This window comes from Arthrobacter sp. Cr_A7 (assembly GCF_029222765.1).
Lineage (GTDB): Bacteria > Actinomycetota > Actinomycetes > Actinomycetales > Micrococcaceae > Arthrobacter.
Genome location: NZ_JARHXQ010000141.1, coordinates 1 through 20505 on the forward strand (window position 1 = coordinate 1; position 20505 = coordinate 20505).

The window sequence follows — 20505 nt, forward strand, 5'->3', positions numbered from 1 at the left end:
CGATCACCCCGGCAGAACCGGCCAAGGCTGAAAGGACATGCCATGACCACCGACCATTGCGTGACAATCTCCGCAACCACCAGCTCCGAGGCTGACGAGAAGCTCAATTCCTCCGTACGGCAGCTCCTGGACCTCGCCAAGGAAAACCCGACGAGGGGTATCCTCGTGACCAAGCGGGGTGCCGGCCAGTTCACGGTGGAACTGAGCGACCACGTCCCTTACGGGCAGACGTGGGAATCCGTGCAGCTGCTGGACTCCGCCAACTGAAACGCTCAAGACATGCGGCGGCCATCAGTCCTTCCAAAAATAGTTAGGTTTGCCGCGTGACGGACACCGCCCGATCCCCTGCCCCGCATCCCAGGCCACCCCGTACCGTCAAGTACGTCCTGATGCTCGGCGCCCTGGCCGCACTCCCGGCCGTGACCACCGACATGTACCTGCCGTCCCTGCCCGCCGTGGTGGCCGATCTTGACACCACCCAGGCAGCGGCCCAGCTCACGCTGTCCGGAATGCTGCTGGGCGGCGGAATAGGCCAACTGGTCATGGGCCCGTTCTCGGACCGGTTTGGACGGCGCCTGCCGCTGGTCATCGGCATCTCTCTGCATGTGGTGATCTCCATGCTGTGCTCCATCACGCCGAACATCGAAACGCTCGTGGGACTGCGCGTGCTCCAGGGCTTCTTCAACGCCGCCGCAGCGGTGGTGGCCATTGCCGTCATCCGTGACCGTTTCGTGGGCGCCGCCGCCGCGCGGCTGCTGTCCCGCCTAATGCTGGTGATCGGCGTCGCGCCCCTCTTTGCCCCGACCATAGGCCAGGCAATCGCCGGAATCTCACACTGGCGTGCCGTCTTTTACGCCCTGGCACTCATCGGCGTGGTCCTGGTGGCCATCGTCTGGAAGTTCATGCCCGAAACCCTGCCGGAGGACAGACGCAGCCCCGGCAGCCCGCGGCACGTTGCCGGCGCCTACTGGTCGCTCCTGCGGGACAAGCACTTTATGGCGCTGGCCGTCATCCCGGGGCTGGGACTGGGACTGATCATGAGCTACGTGGTGGGGTCGCCCTTCGTCTTCCAGGACGAGTATGGCTTCACCGGGCAGCAGTTCGCCCTGGCCTTCGCGTTGAATGGTGCCGCGCTGGTGCTCTCCGCCCAGCTCAATGCCGCACTGGTCCGCAAAGTCCCGCCTGTCCGCCTGCTGCGCACGGCAGTCATTGTCCAGCTGGGCCTGGCCCTGCTGCTGCTCGCGGCGGTGTCCACAGGCACCGGCGGCGCTTTTGGCCTGATGGCTGGCCTCTGGCTTGTCCTCGGGGTGCAGGGAATGATTCCAGCCAATGCCTCGGTATTGGCCCTGCACAACTATGGACACATGGCCGGGACCGCGGCGGCCGTCATCGGAGCCCTCCAGTCCGGCGTGGCGGGACTTGTCAGTCCCTTGGTGGGACTCCTGGGCGGAAATGCGCTGTCGATGGTGGGAGTCATGATCGGGACCTGTGTCCTGACCGTGATTGTGCTTGCCGCCGGGACCCCCGCCTACCGGAAGGGCGGCTGGCCCGACCACGCGGCCCGCACCGGCAACGAACGCGTCGCTGCCGACGATTAGCACCTCTTCTACTGCGCCGTTTTCCTACTGCACCGTTTTCCTACTGCACTGTCTTTCTTACTGCACTGTTGCCGTCAGCCGGGCCACGTTGTCCACGTACCGCGCCGCCAGCGGACGGTTGAGCCAGTCCGCCAGCCGTAGTTCATGCGAAATGTCCCGGTAGGTGTCCTCCACAGCGCGCATCTTTGCCACGATGTCGTCACCCAGCAGCATCACGGACACCTCAAGGTTGAGCGAGAACGAGCGCATATCCATGTTGCTGGAGCCCAGCACCGCCACTTCGTCGTCGATGGTGAAGTGCTTGGCGTGCAGCACAAACGGTGCCTTGTAGAGGAAGATGCGCACGCCCGCCTCCAGCAACGCCTCGTAGTAGGAGCGCTGGGCGTGGTGGACCAGGAACTGGTCGCCTTTCTCGGAAACAAACAGTTCCACGTCCACGCCGCGCTGGGCGGCCGTGGTGATGGCGTAGAGCAGCGAATCGTCCGGCACGAAGTAAGGGCTGCAGATGGAGATGCGGTGCTGGGCCGAGTAGATCAGGGTATTGAACAGCCGCAGGTTGTTTTCGGTAATGAAGCCGGGGCCGCTGGGGACCACCTGCGCCGTGACCTCCCCCGGGTGGGGATTCGCCGGGAGCTGCAGCTGGTGCTCCAGGGACTCGTCCGTTTCACTGAGCCAGTCGGTGGCGAAAACAACGTTCAGGGTGGTGACGATGGGGCCGCGCAGGCACGCCATCAGCTCCACCCACTCACGCCCGGCCTTGCGGTGCCGGGGGTTGTTGTAGGAGGGCTCGATGAGGTTCTGCGAGCCTGTGAAGGCGATTTCGCCGTCGATCACCATGATCTTGCGGTGGTTCCGGAGATCGGGCCGGCGCCACTGGCCGTGGATGGGCATGAGCGGCAGCATCCGCTTCCACTGGATTTTGCCGGCCTTGAGGCGCTTGAGGAGGTTCCTGTAGCCCTGGACCCGGAGGGTGCCGATGTGGTCGAAGAGCACCCGCACTTCAACCCCGCGCTCGGCCGCTTCCTCCAAAGCGGTGAGCAGGTCATTGGTGATGTGGTCCGTGCTCATGATGTAGAACTCGGCGTTGACGAACTTCTTCGCCTTCCGCACTGCCTCCGTCATGGCCAGGATGGAGTCCGGGTAGCCCGGAATGAGGTCCACCGCGTTGCCGTCCACCATGGGCAGGGACCCCAGCCTGCGGTTCAGCTCGGCCGCAGACTTCACCCATTCAGGGCCGGGGTAGACGCTTTCGACGTCGGCGAGGGAGGAAATGCCGGCGCGCACCCGGTCATTGACCTGCTGCTGCTGCTCGCGGCGGCGGCTGGACAGCTTGAAGTTGCCGAAGAGCAGGAACAGGACGATGCCCACAAAGGGCACGAAGAAGATGCCCAGCAGCCAGGCCATGGCGGTGGTGGGCCGCCGGTTTCCCGGAATGATTCCCAGGGCAAGCACCCTGATGGCCAGATCGGCGACGGCAAGCAGCACCACTACCCACATCGGCGCGGAGCCGGCAAGCGAAAATGGCCACAACACGAGAAAACCCCCGGAACATGGGCTCCCGGCGGGCGGTTTCCGGCCGGGGCACTCCGCCCAGCTTATCCGCGCGGCGCCGCACTAAGCTGGAGCCATGACCTCTCCAGCTTCCGTGGTTCTCGTTTTCCTCGACCCCGCTTTCCCCGACGGCCGGCTCGCCGACGCGTCCAAGCCGCAGCTGATGGCCACGGACCAGGGCGCCACACGGGGTGACGGTATCTTCGAAACCATGCTGGCCGTGGGTGGGATGGTCCGCAAGCTGCAGGCACACCTTGACCGGCTTGGCGGTTCCGCCGAGGCGATGGACCTCAGGATCCCGGACCAGGACGCATGGCGGCGTGCCATCGCGACCGGCCTCGCCGAGCACCGGTCCCAGCACCCGGCGGCCTCTGCCTCCGAGGATGAGCTGGTGGTCAAGCTGGTGGTAACCCGGGGCGTCGAAGGTGCCCCCAACCCCACCGCCTGGGTGCAGGTGTCACCCGTAGGGGCGGCGGGGCGCGGGCAGCGCGAAACGGGCATCGATGTCATCCTCCTTGACCGCGGCTACGACAGCGACGCCGCCGAGCGTGCCCCCTGGCTTCTCCTCGGTGCCAAAACCCTCTCCTACGCCGTGAACATGGCGGCTCTGCGCCACGCTCATAAGCAGGGCGCCGACGACGTCATTTTCTTCTCCTCCGATGGTCGGGTCCTGGAAGGCCCCACGTCCACCGTGCTGCTGGCCCATGTGGAAAAGTCCGACGACGGGGCTTCCGTTAAGCGCCTCATCACGCCCCAGTTGGACAGCGGCATCCTGGCCGGGACATCCCAGGGCGCCCTGTTCACCGCCGCCAAGGCAGCCGGCTGGGAGCTGGGTTACGGCCCGCTGGAACCCCAGGACCTCCTCGACGCTGACGCCGTCTGGCTGATCTCGAGCATCCGCATGCTTGCCCCCGTGAACCGGATAGACGGCAAGGAGATCGGCACGCCTTCGCTCCAGAAGGAGCTGACCGCGGAGCTGAACGAATTGTTCGCCGGTATTCAATAACGATTTCCAGGGCCGTAGGGTGTGGTCATGACTACTCACGAGCAGCCCACCGGGAATCTGACCTTTGATGAGTGCTGGGACTTGCTGGACAGTGACACCCTTGGCCGCCTGGCCGTTGTGGTGGACGGCCACCCCGAGATCTTCCCGGTCAACTACGTAGTCCACCGCCGGAGCATCGTCTTCCGCACCTCCGGAGTCACCAAGCTCTGGAACGCAAAGGAGGAACGGCCCGCTGCCCTCGAAATCGACGGTTACGACCCCCACACCGAAGAGGCCTGGAGCGTGGTGGCGCGCGGCGGCAGAGGGATCATTGAGGACCAGGCTGACAAGGACGCCGTGGACAGCCTGGGGCTGGAGCCATGGCAGCCGGGCGAGAAGGTCCACTACATCCGCCTGTCAGCACGCGCACTTACCGGCCGCCGTTTCAAGGTCACCCGGCCGGATGTCTGGAACACGCGCGTTCAGGACCGGAGACGGGCCTCGTTCGAGTAGGTGCCCAGGTGGTTCACCGCCACAGGCCGGGCAGCTAAGCCGGGGAATGCGCAGGCTGCAGCGAGAGCTGGGATTCCAGCCCGGACAGCAGGATAGTGAGCCCCTGGTCGAGTTCGGCCGAGCCGTCGTACTCCGCGAGTGCCGGCGCCAGCGCGCGGAGCAGGGGGAATTCCTTGGCAGGCAACCGGTGGAGCCCCAGCCGCAGCAGTACCTCGTTCTCCTCCGGGTCCACCACGAATTCCTGCAGCTCGTTCAGGATGTGCCCATACAGGAAGCCGTAGTACGCGCGGTAGACGTGCAACGCGTCCGGCGGCGAAAATCCTGCCCCGACCAGCAGCGCGAGGATCTGTTCGAGCGGACGCAGGGTGCCGAGCGGCCGGAGGCCCAGCGGCGTGGACAGCGGCCGGGTCACCAGCAGCGGCACCACGTTCGGGTGCTGCAGCGCCAGCAGCCGAAGATTGTGGGCAATCTGCCGGAGCTGGGCTTTCCAGTCCGGGTCTTCTTCGTGGACAGGGAGTTCGTTGAGCACCAGTTCGGAGACCCCGTCCAGCAGTGCGGCCCGGTTCTCGGCGTAGCGGTAAAGGCTCATGGGATCCCGGCCAAGTTCCTGGCCGAGGCGGCGCATGGTCAGCGCGTCCAGGCCTTCGGCGTCCACGAGTTCCAGGGCCGTGGCCAACACCAGTTCCCGGCTCAGCCTGGCCTTGCGGTCGGCGGCCGGAGCGCTTTTCGGGGAAGCCATTGTTTCCATCCTGGGAGGGGCGGTGCATGGTCCAGGGGTAATTCCAGACGCTTGCTGTATCTGTAGTCTACGAGTAAAGTCTACATTGTAGATGCAGCGTTTACGCCGCATCCGGACCTCATTTCTTTCGGGGCCCACCTCACACTCCATTGCCCCGTGCACGGCAGTTGAGGCTTGCTGCTGTAGCCGAACGGCGGCGCCACGCACTTAGCGAAGGGACGCCGTCATGGCTAATTCGCAGTTCGACCTTTTCCTCCACGAAGCCACCTACATCGACCAATCCTCCGACTCAACGCTGGACCAGGACCGCCTTTACGGCCTCTACACCAGCTGGTGCTTCATCAACCAGCAGGCCCCCGGTCCGGAGTCAAAATTCTGGGCGGCCATGAAAAACAGGATCACGCCGGGGCACACCGGCCTGCGCATGAAGGGCCCCGCCGCCGCGGACTACATCATGACCAGCTACCCCGGACTCGTCTAAGAGCCCACACAAAGGGCGTGAACCGCCGGCACCTGGCCGGCGATTCACGCCCTTTCAGTTTCTTAGGGCCCACCTACGTGGGAATGATCCGGAAGAGGAACCTGCTCCGGACCATGACCCACAGGAGTCCCAGTACCGCGGCGTAAGCGGCAGTGTTAAGCAGCACGTTCTCCTGCTGCAGGGCCGGGATATTGGCAACGACGGCGATCAGCACCACGTGCATGATGAACACGTAGAGGGTGGCGCGGCCCAGCGGAATCAGGAACCATCCGAGCGTGCGCTGCACGGGTTTCCAGTACGCGGTGAGGAAGGCGTAGGCCGCCACCACCAGGACCAGGACGTTGAGCAGCCGTCCCGGCGCAAGGTACGTCCGGGAGAACAGCAGATCATAGAGCGACCGGTACAGGGTGTCCGGGATGATGGCGAGGCGGGTGTCAAAGCCGTTGGCCAGGTAGGGGTTGCCCCAGGAGAGGAACGCAAACAGCAGTGCGACGGCGGTGCACGCGGCCACCACCCAGAGCCTCGCCGAGAGCCAGGCAACGATGCTGCGCCGGTGGTACCCCGCCACCAGTCCGATCACGAACAGCACCTGCCATACGAGCAGCGGGAACGAGTCCTCGAACTGCGACGGCAGGAGCCGGAAGCGGGTCAGCGAGCCTACGGCGTAAACCGCCAGGGCAGCGGCCAGCACCCAGACGGCTTTGCCGCGGTTGAGCGCCGCGAGGATCAGCGGGCTGACCAGAAGCAGCACCACGTAAAGTCCCATCACGTTGAACTGCCACGGGCCAAATTGCAGCAGCAGGATGGCAGGGAGCACCTGTGGCGGCACCGGAAACTGGAACAGGGACTCCATGCCCGCGTAGAGGTCATAGGTGCGCCCGGCGCCGTCGTGCCCCGCGCCGCCGGTTCCCTGGTCCACGAAGGTGGTCAGGGCGTCGGTCCGGAAGATCGGCAGCAGTGAGGCCAGGAAGACGCCGATGAGGACTATCAGTGCGGTCAGGTAGAGCTTGCCCGCCCTCCGCGAGGTGAGGTCCACCACCGTTCCGAAGTCGTCCTTGGCCCTGGGTCCGTACACCATGCCCACCACCAGGCCGGAGAACAGGACGAACAACTCGGCGCCCGAGACGAACCCCACCGCTTCCTGCGTGAGCAACTGGAACAGCGAGGTCATGCCCAGGTGGTTGACCACAACAAAAACAATGGCCAGGCCGCGCAGCATATCCACCCGGGAATCCCTGCTGGACGGGTCTGAGTATCCCCACGCCGTTGCGGCATTGACCCGGCGGGGAATCTGCCACAGGGCAACCAGGAGGATGAGGAGCGCCGCACCCACTGTCCACGCAGCCGCCCCGGTGAGGGTGTTTGCCCGCACGAACGCACTGCCGGAGCTGACCTCGGTGACGGGGCCGGTGACGATGGGGGACGCTTCAAGCCTGCCCAAGGCGGCCTTGGCGATGCCCGGGTTTCCGGTGAGCAGCCAGTCGATGCTTGCCACTCCGGTGTCCCGGGTACTGGTCCGCTCGTCCCACATCACCGCCCCCGTCATGCGGAACCCGGCATCAGTGGCCGTCCCCACCACCTGGTCCCACCAGCTCGTTTTGATGTCCGCTTCCGGGGCTCCACCGGAAGCCGGGCTGTAAAACGCGGCGGTCTGCAGGAGGAACGGCTTGTCGCGCCCCTCCGAATAGGTGGCGTAGAAGTTTTCCCCGCCGGAGGCCGTCAGCATCTCCTGCAGCTCCCCCGCGCGGGGGACGGTATTGACCGCCGCACCGCCGGCTGTGTCGTCGTGATAGGCCGTCAGGCCCACCCAATCCACCGCATCGTCCCCGGGATAGTAGGGGGCGTAGGCTGCATCTGCGCCGTCCCACTGGCCGTCACCGTTGGTGTCAAGCAGCGCGAACCCTTCACTTCCCTGCGCAGGCGCGTTCCGGTTCCGGCCGAACGGATAGTCCGTGCCCAGGTAGGGTTCCCAGACCATCACCGTGCCGCCGTCAGCCTCCCGGAACGCCGCCGTCACGGCCTGGAACGCTGCGCGGTAGGCAGCGGGCTGCTGTCCCCATTCAACCCAGCTTGCGTTCATGTCCGGGGCAAACCGGATCAGCAACTGGCCCTTGAAGGTGGAAGCAAGCTCCCGCACCTCGCCGGCGAAGGCTTTCGCGGCCGCGCCGTCAATCTGATCCAGCGGCACCGTCGGTTTCACCGTGAGCATCGCGTGGGCGCCCTGCAGCGAGGACTGCTCCAGGAAGCCCTCAATGTCGTCCTGCTCGGATGGACGGTAGGGAAAGGTGATGTCATGGCCAAAAACGGCCGGTGACGCACCCAAGCGGCCCGCAAAATCGGCGGCGGTATCCTCGCCCCATTCAAGGACTGCGCCCAGCAGCGGCTTCCCCTCTTCCGGAAAGCTCCGTGCGGCCTGCGCGGTCCCGGCGGGGAGCACTACGGCGATGAGGGCCATCAGCACCACGGCGAGGAGTGCCAGGGTTTTCCGGTGGAGGGGCACGGTGGATGACCCGGCGCGGACTCGAGGCACGGCTGTACGCATGCTGATGGGACCCCCTGCTGATGACCTGGTGACGGGGCGATGCCCCACGTGAACTCTATCCGGACGCAGGCCTGGCGGACGGTAAGGAACGCCCGCCCACCTGCGGCGATACCGCCGTCGGACGTCCCCTTGCTGAGGTGCGCATCGTCGCCCACCACGGCCCGGACCGTTCAGTTACGGAACATGACGACGGCGGCGGTGCGGCTCCGCGTGCCAGATGTTACGTTTTTGGGGAGTAATGAGTACCGGCGCCAAGCCCTGACTGGCCGGTCGGCAACCCTCCCTTTCGCGGCGGGGTGCCTCAGGTGAATACTCGGCATATCGACCGATTCGAGCTGCAAGCGTGAGAGAAGGAGATCCGTCGTGTCTGACGCACCTGCCCCTGAAGAAAAGCTGTCCTACCGCCTTATCAGCGGCCCGGACGACCGCGCATTCTGCGAGCGGATCTCAACCGCGCTGGCCGAGGGCTATGTCCTGCACGGCAGCCCGGCAGCAACGTTCAACGGCAGCAGCGTCATCGTTGCCCAGGCCCTGGTCCTGCCGGCGGCCATCGCTTCGGCTGATGCCGCCGTCGCCACTGCTGTTGACAACCTGGAGTCAGGCACCGAGGACCTCGAGTTCGACGGCGAGGGCCACGCATGAGCTACGCAGGAGACCTGACGCCTGAGGAGGCCTGGGCCAAGCTGGAGCAGGGCGCCATCCTGGTGGATGTGCGCACCGAGGGCGAATGGGCCCACATCGGCATTCCGGACACCAAGGCCACTGACAATGATCCCCTGTTCATCCAGTGGACGTTCCCGGGCGGCATTCCCAACCCCGATTTCATCAAAGACCTGAGCCAGCAGGCGCCGGAGGACAACGGGACCGAGCTGCTGTTCATCTGCCGCTCCGGCCAGCGCTCCATCTCCGCGGCCATCGCCGCCACCCAGGCCGGTTTCACCTCGTACAACGTCCTGGAGGGCTTCGAGGGTGAGCCGGACCGCTACGGCGAACGCACCGTCAACGGCTGGAAGAACCGCGGCCTGCCGACCAACCTGGGAAAGAACTAAGTGACCTTCAATAACGACGCCGCCGGCTGGAGCCCTGACACCCAGGCCGTCCGCGGCGGGCTGGACCGCACCAACTTCCAGGAAACCAGCGAGGCCGTGTTCCTGAATTCGGGCTTCGTGTACGAATCCGCTGCCGCCGCCGAGCGGGCATTCACTGGTGAGGACGAGCGCTTCGTCTACTCCCGGTACGGCAACCCTTCGGTGGCCACGTTCCAGGAGCGGCTCCGCCTGCTCGAGGGCACCGAGGCGTGCTTTGCGACGGCGTCGGGCATGTCCGCCGTCTTTACTGCCCTCGGCGCGTTGCTGGCTGCCGGCGACCGCGTTGTTGCCGCCCGTTCGCTGTTCGGGTCCTGCTTCGTGATTTTGAACGAAATCCTGCCCCGCTGGGGCGTGGAGACGGTCTTCGTGGACGGGCCGGACCTGGAGCAGTGGCGTGAGGCCCTGTCCCAGCCCACCACCGCCGTCTTCTTCGAATCGCCGTCCAACCCGATGCAGGAGATCGTGGACATCGCCGCGGTCAGCGAACTCGCGCACGCCGCGGGTGCCACCGTCGTCGTCGACAATGTCTTTGCCACTCCCCTGCTGCAGCGCTGCGGCCAGCTCGGAGCCGACGTTATCGTCTACTCCGGCACCAAACATATTGACGGCCAGGGCAGGGTGCTGGGCGGCGCCATCCTGGGCACCAAGGAATTCATCGACGGACCCGTCAAGCAGCTGATGCGCCACACCGGCCCGTCGCTGTCCGCGTTCAACGCGTGGGTCCTCACCAAGGGCCTGGAGACCATGGCCCTGCGCGTCAACCACTCTTCCGCAACCGCCCTGCGCCTCGCCGAGTGGCTGGAGCAGCAGCCCGCCGTGAGCTGGGTGAAGTACCCGCTCCTGAAGTCCCACCCGCAGTACGAGCTTGCGGCCAAGCAGATGCGCGCCGGCGGTACGGTGCTCACTTTGGAGCTTGCTCCGTCCGGCGGCCGCTCGGGCAAGGAAGCCGCTTTTGCGCTGCTGGACGGGCTGCGCATCATCGACATCTCCAACAACCTTGGCGATTCCAAGTCCCTGATTACGCATCCTGCCACCACCACGCACCGTGCCATGGGGCCCGAAGGCCGTGCCGCCATCGGCCTGAGCGACGGCGTGGTGCGGCTGTCCGTGGGGCTTGAGGACGCCGATGACCTGATCCGGGACCTGGAACAGGCCCTCAAACAGATCTAGGTCTGTGGAGCACGGTCCGGCTGGAAGTCCAGCCGGACTTCCACGGTGTCCCCGGTGCCGATCCCGGCTTTGTCCCTGACGGTCTTCTTGACCGGCAGGAGATAGGTGCCGCGTTTGGTGTCGGGGAACAGCGAGGTCTGCCAGGAGTGGCCTCCGATGTCGGCTGTCACCTTTACCGCTCCGAAGGCCCTGCTGCTGGCAGCGGTCCGCTCCTTGATGTCATCCGCCACGTCCGCAGGCAGGGTGACGAAATGCCAGCCCGCTTCGCCGGGATTGAGCCATACCTCGGCGTGGAATTCGTACGACGGCGTCACGCGCCTGAGTATGCCACGTCGCTTTGGCGGTGCGCTACGACCGGCGGCCCTGCCAGCTAACGGCCAGACACCGGTTACCCTGACCACCGGGCTGGATGGGCTGCCCCATGCTTTGTCAGACCCCCCTGTCATAGTTTTCCTATGGCAAGCAGGGCGGCATTGGAAGCGTTGGAGGTCCTTGAGGCGTCCCTTGCTGAGCTGGGTGCTGTGCTGCGTGGGACCGGTCAGGGTTTTGATCCGTTGCGGGAGCAGGCTGATCGGAGCCTGGACGGGCTCGCCGGGGTCGCCCGGCTCGAGGCCGGGACAGCTGCGTTGAAGGTGCATCTGGCCGCAGGGTATGCAGAAGCGGCCAAGGCTGTGGCGTCCCGGGCCATGGTGCCGTGCGGGGCGATGGCGCAGGAAGCGTCGATGGTCGCCGAAGTCGCCGGTGTGCTGACTATTGGTGCGCGGGCTGCCGGTGTGCTGCTGAACGAGTCCCAGGTGCTGGCCAATGTTTTGCCGTTGACCTTGGCGGGGTTGCAGGACGGTAGCCTGTCGTGGGCTCACGCGAAGGTGGTGGTCGAGGAAACCGCCACCCTGGATCGGGCCGGGGCCGCCGCGTTGGAGGCGCATTTCCTGGGCCCGGACGCACCCAATCCGGCCACCGCGCCCGTGCCGGGGGAGTTGGTGCCGCACCGGTTCCGGCACAAGGCCCGGACCTGGCGGGAACGCCACCACCCCGAATCCCTTGAAAAGCGGCATGCCAGGAGTGTTGCGGAGCGGCGGGTGGAGCACCGTCCGGACATGGACGGGATGGCCTGGTTCCACGCATACCTCCCGGCGGACACCGCGTCGGCGATGTGGAACCGCACTACCGCCCTCGCCCGGGGCCTGCAGGGCCCGGACGAGTCCCGCACCCTGCCCCAGCTCTGCGCCGACATCTTCGCCGCCGCCGTCCTCAGCAACGGACAGAACGGGCGCAACGGGCAGACCATGCAGGATTCCGGCGGTATGGTGGCGGAGGTCCGCGCCCCGCACGCGGAGGTCCTGGTTACGGTGCCGGTGTTCTCGCTTATGGGGCTGACGGATGAACCGGCCATGCTCGACGGCCACGGACCGATCCCGGCGTCGATGGCGCGGAAGCTGGTCGCGGACGGGGCTGGCTCGTTTTACCGGGTGCTGGTGGACCCGCGGGACGGGGCGCCGCTGGAAATCGGGCGCACCAGCTACCGGGTAACCAAAGCGATCCGGCGGTGGCTGCGGATGCGAGACGGGAAGTGCCCCTTCCCGGGCTGCAGCAACAACTCGTTGGACAACGAAGCAGACCATTTGTTGGCGTGGCATCACGGCGGGACCACCGGAATATCCAACCTGGGCCAGCCCTGCCGCAAACACCACCGCCTCAGGCACACCAGCGGCTGGACACCCACCCCGGCCACGAAACACGAACCACCCGGCTGGATCTCACCCTCAGGCCGTCGCTATAAGAGCGAACACCAGGACTGGGAACCGCCCCAATGGCCGGAAGGGTTCTGGCCCGAAGGGTTCTGGCCGGAAGGCTTCTGGCCCGAAGGGGGCGACGACCTGCAGGGTGGCATGCCTCAGCCGCGGGTTCCGCAGGACTTGCCGGTCAAAGATCTTCCCCCGCTCGGGAATCTGATGTATCCGGCCCCTCCACCAGAGGAACCATTCGGCCACAACTTCCTGGACATCGACGAACTGCCACCCGACGATCCACTGTTGGAGGAGTTCTACGCCATGCCCGTTGTCCTGCCTGAGGACCCGCTCCGGGTTTTGATGTACCCGGCACCTCCAGCGGAGGAACCACCTGGCGACAACTTCCTGAACATCGACGAACTGCCACCCGACGATCCACTGTGGGAGGAGTTCTACACCATGCCCGTTGTCCTGCCGGAGGACCCCTGCAGAGACTGGGAACTCCTACCCTCCTGGGTGCCTATGGCTGTGCCTGTGCCGGCAGACCACAGGACCGTTGACCCAATATCGAGCAAGGAGTAGCTTCGGCCGCATCTGGCCGATACCAGTGCTTCTTTCCACGGCCAGGGCGGGAGTCAAAGGAGTCGGGTTGTGAGCCAGCTGGAACCGTACCGCCGGGCAGGAACCGTTATCGCCGCTGCGAGCGTGTGCTGGGGGCTGGGAATCGCCATGGTTGGCAATGTCCACGCCATCCATGACCCTGCCGTCAGGCTGTCTACCCTGGAACGCCACCGCGGCCTCTGGATTCTGGGCCAGTTCCTGGCCGCTGCCGGCACCGCCGCGGCCCCCCTGGGCTTCGCCAGGTTTGCCCAACAGCTCGGGCGGACCCAACAGCACCAGTCCGGCCCGGTGAAGGACTCCGGAGCCGGACCCGGACCAGCGCAAAAGCTGGCCACTGCGTCGGCCGCTGCATTCCTGGCGGGCAGTCCCATGTTCGTCGTGACCCTCGCCGGACGGGCCGTTGACATCGAACGTTTCGCTTACCGGCGCGGCCCGGCCTGGCCATTCCTCAGCTATGCGTGCCTGCAGACCTTCGGCATTGGCGCGCTGGGCGGAGCCCTCCTGCTTTCACCGCTCAAAGGGCCCACGGCCACAGGCGCAGCCGCGAGTGCCCCGCTTTTCGCCGCCATTCTCCTGCGCTACAAAGACCTCCCGCCTTTTGTTTTCTACGCCGTGGAACTCGCCGCAGGAATCAGGCTGATGCGCTATGCAGCGGGACCGGAAACTGCTTCCCCTAGGATTGCCGCACCCGCAACAGCTCCGGAACCGCATCAGCCTCCGGTAAATCCGCGGCTCCGCTCATAGTGATGTTCACGGCGTGCCTGACCACTGCGCCGAAACCCATGTCTTCAGGCGGTGGTCCTGCCAGGACCTTGTCCCGCACGCGGCGCTGTTCGGCTGCCCCGGTCCCCCGGGCAATGATGTCTTCCACGCTTTGCCGCACCAGGCCGAGCTCTCCTTGTTCGTCCAGAACCGGAGCGAGGTAGTCCACCAGGGAGCGCACCACGTCGGCCGCAAGCTTTGGCCGGAAGTTCCCGAAGTCCAGGAGGTCACCGCTGAGCCCGGCGCTGCTCGCCTGCCACGACGCCATCCGAAGAAGCACCGTAGGTACGGGGGCCGGCTCGACGCCGGCATGCCACTCCCTGCTGGCCGACTCGACAAGTGCACGCACGAGCAGGGCGATGAGGGCGGCATCCTCGGCACGAAGGCAGACGTCGGCCACCCGGACTTCCACCGTGGGGTGATTCCGTGAGAGCCGGGCGTCGAAGTACAGCATCCCTTCATCCAGCATCACGCCGCTGTCCAGCAGCCGCGTGACCACCCTGCGGTAGGCCGGATAGGTTCCGTAGATACCTGCAGGACCGGCCGTGGGCCACCGGTTCCACGCCTGCGTGCGGTAGCTTTCGAAGCCCGTCTGGAGGCCGTTCCAAAACGGCGAGTTGGCGCTCAGCGCAGTCAGCACGGCAAGTTTGTCGCGGATGCGGTCCAGCACCGCAACACCCTCCTCGGGCGACTCCACGTAGGTGTGGACGTGGAAGCCGCAGGTCAGCTGCTCCTGGGCAGTGAGTCCAAAGCGCTCCAGCATCCTGGCATAGCGCGGATCCGGGGTGGTGTGGGTGGTCGAAGCCAATGGCGAGGTTGCCAGGGCTGCCACCCGCGCCTTGTTCTTCCGGGCGGCCTGGTCAGCCAGCGCCCGCCCCGCACGGATCTGGTCAAGCAAGGTGCCGTAGTCCAGGCACGGCCTGGTCTGGGTCTCGATCTGCTCAAGCTTAAGCTCGGCACTCAGGCCCATCTCGTCGTCGTCGTAGACGGTCGTGTCTTCAGTCTCGAGGGCATGCGGATCCCGCGGTGAATCATCGGCTGCCATGCGCCGCCCGGACAGCAGCGCGTCGGCCAGGGCAAGCGGTTCCCCGGTCTCCGGATCAACGATCAGGAGTTCTTCCTCGACGCCGAAAGTACGCATACTCACATTCTGCGGCAGTCACGGGATATTTATCGGGACCTGGCCCTTCATGACGAACCGTGAAAGCTCAGTCCTGGAAGTACTCGATTTTGGCGCCGATGGTGTTCAGCCGCTCTGCCAGGTCCTCGTACCCACGCTCGATCACGTAGATGTTCCGCAGTTCGGAGACGCCGCGCGCAGCCAGCATCGCCAGCAGCAGGCAGGCGGCCGGCCGCAGCGCCGGCGGGCAGCCCACTTCCGCTGCACGCCACCGCGTGGGCCCGTTGACGTAGATCCGGTGTGGATCCAGCAGCTGCACCTGCGCCCCCAGCCGGTTGAGCTCCGTGAGGTAGATGGCCCGGTTTTCGTAGACCCAGTCGTGGATCATGGTCTGGCCGCTGGCGTTCGCTGCAATGACGGCGAAGAAGGGCAGGTTATCGATGTTGAGGCCGGGGAACGGCATGGGATGGATTTTGTCTTCGGGTGCCCGAAGCTCCGACGGTTTGGTGGTGACGTCCACCAGCCGCGTGCGGCCGTTGCGTGCCATGTATTCGCCGGAAACCTCCAGCTGCTGGCCCATCTGGCCAAGCGTTGCCAATTCGATCTCCATGAACTCGATGGGGACGCGGCGGACTGTGACCTCGGAGTTGGTGACGATGCCGGCGGTGATGAGGCTCATGGCCTCGATGGGATCCTCGGACGGGAAGTATTCAATCTCGGCGTCAATCTGCGGGCGCCCGGTGATCTTCAAGGTGGTGGTGCCCACGCCCTCAATGGTCACCCCCAGCATCTCCAGGTAGAAGCAGAGATCCTGGACCATGTAGTTGGGGCTGGCGTTACGGATGACGGTGGTGCCCTCGCGGTGGGCGGCCGCCATGATGGCGTTCTCGGTGACGGTATCCCCGCGCTCGGTCAGGACGAAGGAACGGTCCTGCCTGTCTGCGGACGGCGCCTGCACCGTGTAGAAGCCGGCGGTGGCTTCCACCGAAAGTCCGAACTGGCGCAGTGCCTGCATATGCGGCTCAACTGTACGCGTGCCAAGGTCGCAGCCTCCGGCGTAGGGAAGCCGGTACTCCTCCGACTCATCCAGCAGCGGACCCAGCAGCATGATCACGCTGCGCGTCCGGCGGGCGGCGTCGACGTCCATGGCTTCCAGGTTCAAAACGGCCGGGCGGCGGAGCCGGAGGTCCGTGTCGTTAAGCCAGGTGCACTCCACGCCGATGCTGCTCAGCACCTCGACAATCCTGTTGACTTCCTCGATCCGCGCCAGGCGGCGGAGCACTGTTGTTCCCCTGTTGATCAGGCTTGCGCAGAGCAGGGCGACGCCGGCATTCTTGCTGCTGTTCACGTCCACCGCGCCCGACAGGGTCCGTCCGCCCTCCACCCGGAGGTGCGTCATCTGCGGTTTGCCCACGTTGACGATGCTGCGGTCGAAGATGGCTTCCAGGCGCTGGATCATTTTCAGGCTCAGGTTCTGCTTCCCCTGCTCCATCCGTGCCACCGCACTCTGGCTGGTTCCGAGTTCGGCGGCCAGCTGGCCCTGGGTCCAGCCCTTCTCGTTGCGGGCGTCCCGCAGCATGGCGGCCACGTGTTCAGCGGTTTCCTGAGTCATGCAGCAAATATATCATCCATGAGTTATAGCTGGCGAAATATTGGGGCTTCAGCCGCATTCGGAGACCGCTTACCCGCTACATGCGATAGAAAGCGGCCCGGCCCGCTCCTTGTCCCGCCCCGCAGTCCGGAGGAAACTGGAGGGGAACTATCTTTTCGAGCACCTAACGGAGCCTACATGCCCCGGACGCCAGCCCCTCTGCCCGCCATCCGGCTTGCGTGGATGCTGGCAGCAGCCCTGATTCTGGTTCTTGCCGGTCCCGCGTCCGCCGCGCCGTCGCCGGATGAGGGAAGCCGATCACTCCTCGGCAACGACATCTCGTGGCCGCAATGCAAAAAGGAACTGCCCAAGGGCCAGGCTTTCGGCATCGTGGGCGTCAACAACGGCCTGGCCAACAACACCAACCCGTGCCTGGAGGAGCAGCTCGAGTGGGCAGAGAGGTCACCGGGCCTCCCGACCCAACCGGCCGTGTCGCTGTACGTCAACACTGCCAACCCTGGCAGCGCAGGATCCTGGTGGCCGGTCAGCGACGAGTACCCCATTGGGCGGCACGTCCACAACCCCTACGGACCCTGCGAAGAAGGGGACTACGGCACGGCCTGCGCCTACATGTACGGCTATGCCAAAGCCTACGACGACGCCTACATCCGCGGAATCAGCAACCCGGCGGACTATGTCTGGTGGCTGGACGTTGAGACTGAAAACACCTGGTCCAGCGACAAGGACGCCAACCGGGCTGTCCTGGAAGGCATGACGGACTTCTTCCACAGCATTGGGGTGGAAGGCGTGGGCCTCTACTCCACCGCATTGCAGTGGGGCCGGATCGTGGGCAGCGTCAGCAGCTCCAGCAACCTCTACCCGCTGCCGAGCTGGCTGGCGGGCTCCCGCAACGCCTACCGGGCGGCCGGCGCTTGCTCAAAGGCTCCGCTAACGGGCGGCGGCAAGGTGGTCCTGACGCAGTTCGTGGCGCGGGGTTTCGACTACAACCATGCCTGCAAGCAGGAACCCTAGCTTCCCAGCCACACCATGTTCCACGTGCCCGCAGAGAGAGCCGCGGCAACGGCCAGGCCCGCCACGAGCAGGCCTCCCGCCAGCACCCAGGCGTCCAAAAGGCTGTAGGTGGACTCGCGGGCCCACGTCCGGCTTCCACCGCCGAAGCCCCGCGCTTCCATGGTGACAGCCAGCCGTGACGCCCGGCGGATCGCCTGCACCAGGAGGCCGAAGCTCTGCCCCAGCGTCGCTTTCACGCGCTGCACAATTGTGCCCCGCGAGCCCACGCCCCGGGCCCGGCGCGCCATGCCGATGGTCTGCCATTCCTCAGCCATCAGGCCCACCAACCGCATCGCGGCCAGCGTGCCCAGCACAAAACGGTGGGGCAACCGGGCCTTCTGCGCCAGTGCATCCGCGAGGTCGGTTGGATCCGTGCAGCTCATGAGCAGCACGGCCGGCAGGGCAATGGCCAGGCCCCGCAGCATGAACCCGATTCCCGTCTCCAGGGAACCCTCGCTCATGGTCCAGATGCCGACGTCGATCAGGGTCCGTCCGCTGTCCGCGGCAAGGACGGAGGTGCTCCAGCCGCCCACGGCAGCGGCGAGAATGAGCGGCCAGCCACGCTGCCACAGCAGCGTCAGGGTCAGGCCGGCAAGCGGAAACAGCAGGAACTCAAAAAACAGCGCCACCGAGGCCGAGACCCAGTCGATGGACAGTGCCAGCACCACCGTGATGAGGACGACGGCGGCCACTTTGCTGAGCGGATTGGCGCGGGTGAGGAGGGCGTGGTTGCCACGCAGGTTCAGCTGCTGCCTCATGGTGCCACCCGTTCCGCTGCAGCCATCCGCAGCTCCGTCCCGCCCAGCGCGGCGGTGAATTCGGCATCGTGGGTCACCGACACCACTGCGGTGCCCGCGTCCAGGAGTTCGGAGAGGAAGGATGCCAGTTCCGCCCACGTGTTGGCGTCCTGGCCGAACGTCGGCTCGTCCAGCACCAGGACCTGCGGGCTCGCTGCAAGGACCGTAGCCACGGAGAGCCGCCGCTTCTCCCCGCCGGAAAGTGTGTACGGGTTGGCGTCCACCAGCGCGGTGAGCCGCAGCCGTTCCAGCAGTTCGTCAACGCGATCCTCGCCGTGCCCCAGGTGCCGGGGCCCGAACAGCAGTTCATCGAGCACATTGCCGGTAACGAACTGGTGCTCGGGTTCCTGGAACACCGTCCCCACCCGCTCGATCAGCTGCTCGGCTTTCCACTTGTAGGGGTCGATTCCCGCTCCCCGGCTCAAGTCGGTGGTGGCGGAAACCTTGCCGGCAACCGGCTCCAGGAGCCCCGCGAGGGTCAGGGCGAACGTCGATTTTCCCGCACCGTTGGGTCCCACCACAGCCAGCGCCTGGCCGGACCGCACCTGCGCGGTGATGTCTTCCTGCACCGGGACTGGCGGGATCCTGCGGAACCCGCTGCGGCGCGGACGTTCCCGGGACACTGCCAGCTTTTCGGCGGCGAGCAGGAGATTTCCCGTCCCCGCGGCCGGCACGACAGCACGGGCACGCGTGGCAGGCACATAACCGGGCACCCACACTCCGGCGGCCATCAGCAAGGTCCGCGCCTCACTCAGCACCTGGTCCGGAGGCCCGTCCAGCAGTACCGCAGGATCAGAGGCCGAGCCGGGCTGCAAGACCACAATCCGGTCCACCAGGTCCTTCCAGACCGACACCCGGTGCTCCACCACCACCAGCGTTGCGCCGGTCTTGTCCAGGCACCGGGCCACGGCGTCGCGGACCTCCAGCACACCCGCCGGGTCCAGGTTGGCGGTGGGCTCATCCAAAAGGATCAGCCCGGGCCGCATCGCAAGGATGCCCGCCAGCGCGAGGCGCTGCTTTTGGCCGCCGGACAGGGCCGACGTCGGATGGTCCAGCGGCAGGTGGGACAGGCCGACGTCGTCAAGCGCCTCCTGCACGCGGGTCCAGATGGCATCACGGGGCACGGCAAGGTTTTCGGCGCCGAAGGCGACGTCGTCGCCTACGCGGGAGAGGACCACCTGTGTTTCGGGGTCCTGCTGCATCAGCCCGGCATGGCCGCGCTGCCCGCGGGGGGACACGCCGTCGACGAGCAGCGAACCTGACTCGTCCGAATCGCCCGCCTCGCCGTCGTCGTTCGCGTCGCCCAGAACCCCGGCAAGGGCATGCAGGAGGGTGGATTTGCCGGCACCGGAAGGGCCGAGCAGGAGCACCCGCTCCCCCGGCGCGATGTCGAGGTCAAGGCCGTGTACCGCGGGCTTGGGGCGGCCGGCATGCCGCCACCCCCAGCCGCGGGCGGTGATGGCCGCCGGCGGCACTGCTCCGGCCCCGGCCTGGTGCGAAGGTGCCTGCATCAGGAGAGGACGGGCTCCGTTGCTGCCTTGCGCGAGGCGAAGGAGCTCAGCACCCCGGTCTTCGCCAGTCCCCGGGTGGCGATCCAGGACAGTGCACCGGCGATGACCGCTCCGGAAATCGCGGTGAAGATGATGTAGGCCAGCTTGTCGCCGCCCGAGTAGGCGATGTTCCAGCCCCACGGCGCGAAGGAATCATTCAGGCCACAGAAGAGGCCCGCCGCCGCGCCGGCCAGCAGCGCAACGGGCAGGTTGAACTTCTTGTACACGAAGATGGCGAAGATGATCTCCGCGCCTAGGCCCTGGACGAAGCCCGAGAACAGCACGGAGGCGCCGTACTGTGAGCCCATCAGGAGCTCTCCGGTGGCTGCGACGGTTTCGCAGAACAATGCCGCGCCGGGCTTGCGGATGATGAGCATGCCCAGCACCGCCGGGATCATCCAGCCGCCGGCGATCAGGCCGGTCAGGGGCGGGTAAACGGCGTTCATCGGCGCGGAAACCGCGGCCGCACCCTGGGACCAGGCCCAGAAGATGACGCCGCCGGCGATGGCGATCAGGGCCGCCACCACGATGTCCACGACGCGCCAGGACTTGCTGGTGGTCTTCTTGATTGCTGCAGTGCTCATGTGATCCTCCTG

Annotated in this window: 20 protein-coding genes and 1 riboswitch; of the genes, 11 read left to right on the plus strand and 9 right to left on the minus strand. The window is 66.1% G+C overall.

The window, feature by feature from the left end; genetic code table 11:
• Window positions 1-42: 42 nt before the first annotated feature.
• Window positions 43-267 (plus strand): hypothetical protein, encoded by a 225-nt coding sequence (locus tag P2Q66_RS08660; protein WP_115523570.1) that lies wholly within the window; start codon window positions 43-45, stop codon window positions 265-267.
• Window positions 268-323: 56 nt separating this feature from the next.
• Window positions 324-1598, plus strand: a complete 1275-nt coding sequence (locus P2Q66_RS08665; protein ID WP_345795625.1) for a multidrug effflux MFS transporter — start codon at window positions 324-326, stop codon at window positions 1596-1598.
• A 57-nt stretch (window positions 1599-1655) separates the two neighbouring features.
• Here the strand turns inward: P2Q66_RS08665 and cls are convergent, their stop codons facing one another.
• Window positions 1656-3095, minus strand: a complete 1440-nt coding sequence (gene cls, locus P2Q66_RS08670; protein WP_079595370.1) for a cardiolipin synthase — start codon at window positions 3093-3095, stop codon at window positions 1656-1658.
• Window positions 3096-3225: 130 nt separating this feature from the next.
• Here cls and P2Q66_RS08675 point away from each other — a divergent pair, with 130 nt between their 5' ends.
• Both P2Q66_RS08675 and P2Q66_RS08680 read left to right on the plus strand, forming a co-directional pair.
• Window positions 3226-4155 (plus strand): aminodeoxychorismate lyase, encoded by a 930-nt coding sequence (locus P2Q66_RS08675; RefSeq protein WP_275727268.1) that lies wholly within the window; start codon window positions 3226-3228, stop codon window positions 4153-4155.
• A 27-nt stretch (window positions 4156-4182) separates the two neighbouring features.
• Window positions 4183-4647, plus strand: coding sequence for a pyridoxamine 5'-phosphate oxidase family protein (locus tag P2Q66_RS08680; protein WP_275727270.1), 465 nt, complete (start codon window positions 4183-4185; stop codon window positions 4645-4647).
• 34 nt (window positions 4648-4681) lie between these two features.
• On the opposite strand, the gene P2Q66_RS08685 is transcribed toward P2Q66_RS08680, so the two are convergent.
• Window positions 4682-5386: a TetR/AcrR family transcriptional regulator C-terminal domain-containing protein gene (locus P2Q66_RS08685; protein ID WP_115523566.1), complete on the minus strand. Its 705-nt coding sequence runs from the start codon at window positions 5384-5386 to the stop codon at window positions 4682-4684.
• A 226-nt stretch (window positions 5387-5612) separates the two neighbouring features.
• Here P2Q66_RS08685 and P2Q66_RS08690 point away from each other — a divergent pair, with 226 nt between their 5' ends.
• Window positions 5613-5867, plus strand: coding sequence for a hypothetical protein (locus P2Q66_RS08690; RefSeq protein WP_275727273.1), 255 nt, complete (start codon window positions 5613-5615; stop codon window positions 5865-5867).
• Window positions 5868-5940: 73 nt separating this feature from the next.
• On the opposite strand, the gene opgC is transcribed toward P2Q66_RS08690, so the two are convergent.
• Window positions 5941-8322 (minus strand): OpgC domain-containing protein, encoded by a 2382-nt coding sequence (gene opgC, locus P2Q66_RS08695; protein WP_275727338.1) that lies wholly within the window; start codon window positions 8320-8322, stop codon window positions 5941-5943.
• Between the two features lie 321 nt (window positions 8323-8643).
• Window positions 8644-8759: riboswitch (SAM riboswitch) on the plus strand.
• A 13-nt stretch (window positions 8760-8772) separates the two neighbouring features.
• Between opgC and P2Q66_RS08700 the strand changes: the two genes are divergently transcribed.
• From P2Q66_RS08700 to P2Q66_RS08710, 3 genes are read left to right on the plus strand one after another with little or no spacing between them, the layout of a single operon-like run.
• Window positions 8773-9051 (plus strand): DUF1737 domain-containing protein, encoded by a 279-nt coding sequence (locus P2Q66_RS08700; RefSeq protein WP_079595376.1) that lies wholly within the window; start codon window positions 8773-8775, stop codon window positions 9049-9051.
• Complete coding sequence (locus P2Q66_RS08705) at window positions 9048-9458, plus strand: rhodanese-like domain-containing protein (RefSeq protein ID WP_079595377.1); 411 nt, start codon at window positions 9048-9050, stop codon at window positions 9456-9458. Before P2Q66_RS08700 ends, P2Q66_RS08705 begins: the two co-directional genes overlap by 4 nt.
• Window positions 9459-10667, plus strand: a complete 1209-nt coding sequence (locus P2Q66_RS08710) for an O-succinylhomoserine sulfhydrylase (RefSeq protein ID WP_275727275.1) — start codon at window positions 9459-9461, stop codon at window positions 10665-10667.
• Here the strand turns inward: P2Q66_RS08710 and P2Q66_RS08715 are convergent.
• Complete coding sequence (locus tag P2Q66_RS08715; RefSeq protein WP_275727277.1) at window positions 10664-10981, minus strand: DUF1905 domain-containing protein; 318 nt, start codon at window positions 10979-10981, stop codon at window positions 10664-10666. The genes P2Q66_RS08710 and P2Q66_RS08715 overlap by 4 nt on opposite strands.
• A gap of 141 nt (window positions 10982-11122) precedes the next feature.
• Between P2Q66_RS08715 and P2Q66_RS08720 the strand changes: the two genes are divergently transcribed.
• Window positions 11123-12979, plus strand: a complete 1857-nt coding sequence (locus tag P2Q66_RS08720) for an HNH endonuclease signature motif containing protein (protein WP_275727280.1) — start codon at window positions 11123-11125, stop codon at window positions 12977-12979.
• Between the two features lie 69 nt (window positions 12980-13048).
• A complete protein-coding gene (locus P2Q66_RS08725; RefSeq protein ID WP_275727282.1) occupies window positions 13049-13762 on the plus strand; it encodes a hypothetical protein in 714 nt (237 codons plus the stop codon).
• Here P2Q66_RS08725 and P2Q66_RS08730 read toward each other — a convergent pair.
• Together P2Q66_RS08730 and P2Q66_RS08735 are read right to left on the minus strand one after the other, a co-directional pair.
• Window positions 13692-14921: a glutamate--cysteine ligase gene (locus P2Q66_RS08730; protein ID WP_275727285.1), complete on the minus strand. Its 1230-nt coding sequence runs from the start codon at window positions 14919-14921 to the stop codon at window positions 13692-13694. The genes P2Q66_RS08725 and P2Q66_RS08730 overlap by 71 nt on opposite strands.
• A 67-nt stretch (window positions 14922-14988) precedes the next feature.
• Complete coding sequence (locus tag P2Q66_RS08735; protein ID WP_275727287.1) at window positions 14989-16512, minus strand: UDP-N-acetylglucosamine 1-carboxyvinyltransferase; 1524 nt, start codon at window positions 16510-16512, stop codon at window positions 14989-14991.
• Window positions 16513-16689: 177 nt separating this feature from the next.
• On the opposite strand from P2Q66_RS08735, the gene P2Q66_RS08740 reads away from it, so the two are divergent.
• A complete protein-coding gene (locus P2Q66_RS08740; protein ID WP_275727289.1) occupies window positions 16690-17523 on the plus strand; it encodes a hypothetical protein in 834 nt (277 codons plus the stop codon).
• Here the strand turns inward: P2Q66_RS08740 and P2Q66_RS08745 are convergent.
• The 3 genes from P2Q66_RS08745 to P2Q66_RS08755 are packed head-to-tail and all read right to left on the minus strand — an operon-like array spanning window position 17520 to window position 20493.
• A complete protein-coding gene (locus tag P2Q66_RS08745) occupies window positions 17520-18320 on the minus strand; it encodes an energy-coupling factor transporter transmembrane component T (protein ID WP_275727290.1) in 801 nt (266 codons plus the stop codon). The genes P2Q66_RS08740 and P2Q66_RS08745 overlap by 4 nt on opposite strands.
• Window positions 18317-19870, minus strand: coding sequence for an ATP-binding cassette domain-containing protein (locus tag P2Q66_RS08750; protein WP_275727292.1), 1554 nt, complete (start codon window positions 19868-19870; stop codon window positions 18317-18319). The genes P2Q66_RS08745 and P2Q66_RS08750 overlap by 4 nt, the downstream gene beginning before the upstream one ends.
• Window positions 19870-20493, minus strand: a complete 624-nt coding sequence (locus P2Q66_RS08755) for an ECF transporter S component (protein ID WP_275727293.1) — start codon at window positions 20491-20493, stop codon at window positions 19870-19872. Before P2Q66_RS08755 ends, P2Q66_RS08750 begins: the two co-directional genes overlap by 1 nt.
• Between the last annotated feature and the right edge of the window lie 12 nt (window positions 20494-20505).

Coding starts and splice junctions, on each gene's coding strand:
- P2Q66_RS08660 (WP_115523570.1), top strand. CDS start 43: ATGACCACCGACCATTGCGTGACAATCTCCGCAACCACCAGCTCCGAG.
- cls (WP_079595370.1), bottom strand. CDS start 3,095: ATGTGGGTAGTGGTGCTGCTTGCCGTCGCCGATCTGGCCATCAGGGTG.
- P2Q66_RS08675 (WP_275727268.1), top strand. CDS start 3,226: ATGACCTCTCCAGCTTCCGTGGTTCTCGTTTTCCTCGACCCCGCTTTC.
- P2Q66_RS08680 (WP_275727270.1), top strand. CDS start 4,183: ATGACTACTCACGAGCAGCCCACCGGGAATCTGACCTTTGATGAGTGC.
- P2Q66_RS08685 (WP_115523566.1), bottom strand. CDS start 5,386: ATGGCTTCCCCGAAAAGCGCTCCGGCCGCCGACCGCAAGGCCAGGCTG.
- P2Q66_RS08690 (WP_275727273.1), top strand. CDS start 5,613: ATGGCTAATTCGCAGTTCGACCTTTTCCTCCACGAAGCCACCTACATC.
- opgC (WP_275727338.1), bottom strand. CDS start 8,322: ATGGCCCTCATCGCCGTAGTGCTCCCCGCCGGGACCGCGCAGGCCGCA.
- P2Q66_RS08705 (WP_079595377.1), top strand. CDS start 9,048: ATGAGCTACGCAGGAGACCTGACGCCTGAGGAGGCCTGGGCCAAGCTG.
- P2Q66_RS08720 (WP_275727280.1), top strand. CDS start 11,123: ATGGCAAGCAGGGCGGCATTGGAAGCGTTGGAGGTCCTTGAGGCGTCC.
- P2Q66_RS08730 (WP_275727285.1), bottom strand. CDS start 14,921: ATGCGTACTTTCGGCGTCGAGGAAGAACTCCTGATCGTTGATCCGGAG.
- P2Q66_RS08735 (WP_275727287.1), bottom strand. CDS start 16,512: ATGACTCAGGAAACCGCTGAACACGTGGCCGCCATGCTGCGGGACGCC.
- P2Q66_RS08740 (WP_275727289.1), top strand. CDS start 16,690: ATGCCCCGGACGCCAGCCCCTCTGCCCGCCATCCGGCTTGCGTGGATG.
- P2Q66_RS08745 (WP_275727290.1), bottom strand. CDS start 18,320: ATGAGGCAGCAGCTGAACCTGCGTGGCAACCACGCCCTCCTCACCCGC.
- P2Q66_RS08750 (WP_275727292.1), bottom strand. CDS start 19,870: ATGCAGGCACCTTCGCACCAGGCCGGGGCCGGAGCAGTGCCGCCGGCG.
- P2Q66_RS08755 (WP_275727293.1), bottom strand. CDS start 20,493: ATGAGCACTGCAGCAATCAAGAAGACCACCAGCAAGTCCTGGCGCGTC.